General features: G+C 31.0%; 2 protein-coding genes. Both read left to right on the top strand.

Going from position 1 to position 2,093, the window contains the following annotated elements; all coding sequences use genetic code 11:
• Positions 1–153 precede the first annotated feature (153 nt).
• Positions 154–1,095: a glycosyltransferase family 2 protein gene (locus ACFCTO_RS12060; protein WP_499876962.1), complete on the top strand. Its 942-nt coding sequence runs from the start codon at positions 154–156 to the stop codon at positions 1,093–1,095.
• A complete protein-coding gene (locus ACFCTO_RS12055; protein WP_499876961.1) occupies positions 1,044–2,015 on the top strand; it encodes a hypothetical protein in 972 nt (323 codons plus the stop codon). Before ACFCTO_RS12060 ends, ACFCTO_RS12055 begins: the two co-directional genes overlap by 52 nt.
• Positions 2,016–2,093: the final 78 nt, after the last annotated feature.

Below are 2,093 nucleotides of genomic sequence, written 5' to 3'. Positions count from 1 at the left end.
GCACTTTGGTCGCTAAGGCCCAAACCGCAAAAAATCCAACGGACTTAGTTCAGGCCTTGTGTAAACTAGCTTCATCAACTTCCGAGGTGGCGTAAAAGTTGTAAAGTGCTGAATTAAGTTAATAAATAGATTAGCAATGAAAGGATTCTTATCATGCCAGAAATTAGTGTGATTGTGCCAGTATATAATACTGAAAAATATTTAGACAGATGCATACGTTCTATAATAGACCAAACTTTTTCTGATTTTGAATTAATTTTAGTTGATGATGGATCTAAAGATAATTCTGGATTTATTTGCGATGAATGGGAAAAAAAAGATTCAAGAATCAAGGTCATCCATCAAAAAAATGCTGGAGCAGGAGCGGCTCGTAATGCTGGACTGGATATTGCTCAAGGCAAATATATAGGATTTGTCGATAGTGATAATTGGATTGAACTCAATATGTATGAAGTCTTACATAACATGATTAATAAGTGTTCGGCAGATGTTGCAATGGTAAAAATGGTTAATTGCAAGAGATACAAAAAGCCTTCTAGTCATAATCATCATGTATATAATTATAGTATAAAAGATAGACGGGCAATGTTAGAATATTTTTTTCGGATTCATGGTGAAGATGCAAGTATTATTGACATTGGCCCTAAATTAATCAGTAAAGAGATTTTAAAGGGATTTCAATTTATTGAAGGAACTATTTGTGAGGATGTTTTTGCTTCGTTTGATTTTATCAGACATAGTTTGAAAACTGTGACAATTGATGCTCCTTTATATAATTATTTCCAAAATCCGCTTGGTGTGACGAAATCGAAAGTAAGTGAAAAAGATTTTGAATATATTGAGGCTTATAAAAGAATACTAGAAATTATGAGGAATAATTATCCGGATTTTTTACATTATGCTGAGTTGAATTATTTACGGTCCAATTTTACTGTTTTATCGAAAATGAAGATTTATGGGTATGATAACGAAAACCCTGTTTTGAGAAAACGCAAAAAGTCCTTAAAAACGATTGTCCGAAATAACTTTTGGACATTAGTTCGGTGGAATATGCCTTTAAATCGAAAAATTTTATTACTTTTCGTTTGCTTGTAGTGCAGTTGAAAGCTCTGGAGGATTACCTTCATGAAAATTTATACATGTTCAGAAATATCGGAATATATTTTATGGGGAATTATTTTATTTATACTTCTTTATGCCCCCCCCTCTTACCTTATACTAATTTAATATTAGGGATGTTTTTATTAGGCATTATTTTAATTCGGTTTAATTCTAGATATTTAGAGGTGATTCGGGAAAGCGGATTAAAAACTTGGATTAGATTGATGATTATTACGTTGATTTATGTATTTATCCTACCAATACCAATGAGTGCATTGTACGATGATATTGTAGATTTACCTCACTACTATCATTTGTTTAATAGGTTTGCTGTTTTATTATTTATGGAATTCACTTGTGGCACGTATTTGTTAGCCAACTTAAAAGAAAAAAATATATCATTTCTTTCTTTGATTAAATTAATTATTGGTGTGGCAATGGTACAATCTATGTTTGCTTGTGCTGCATTCGTTTTTCCTAGCGTAAAGGAATTCTTTTTAAATCTTATGATCCATATGGGAGGCATTTCAACTGAAAATGAAGGGGTAATTCTTAATCGTACTTTTGGGTTTGCTTCTTCTATGCTTGATCAGTTTGGCTTATGTACAGGTCTTATTGGTGGGATATCCTTTTTTCTTGGCGTTAATTATAAAACAAGATATATTTTTTATTCTCTGTTTATCATGGTAGCTTCACTATTGAATGCTCGTTCTGGAATTGTTATTTATGTTATTGCTATAAGTCTTACCATGTTTTTTTCTATTTTTATAAATCATAATCTTAAAATGATTATAAAATCATTTATGATGGTATTTTTGATACCTGCTATTTTCATGATGACTGTACAAGTTATATCTATTTATAATGATAATACTGCTACATGTGGTCCTATGTCAAGTTTGAGTACAAATTAAATTGAGGTTTCTATCAATCAGTTATCCAGCAATCAAAGCTGCCTTTTTCTTGTAGTTTGCATATAATTTTTCATAGTC

This window comes from Megasphaera indica, from assembly GCF_046614755.1.
Classification (GTDB): Bacteria; Bacillota; Negativicutes; order Veillonellales; family Megasphaeraceae; genus Megasphaera; species Megasphaera intestinihominis.
This window is presented reverse-complemented; position numbering and strand designations above follow the sequence as displayed.

Coding starts and splice junctions, on each gene's coding strand:
- ACFCTO_RS12060 (WP_499876962.1), top strand. CDS start 154: ATGCCAGAAATTAGTGTGATTGTGCCAGTATATAATACTGAAAAATAT.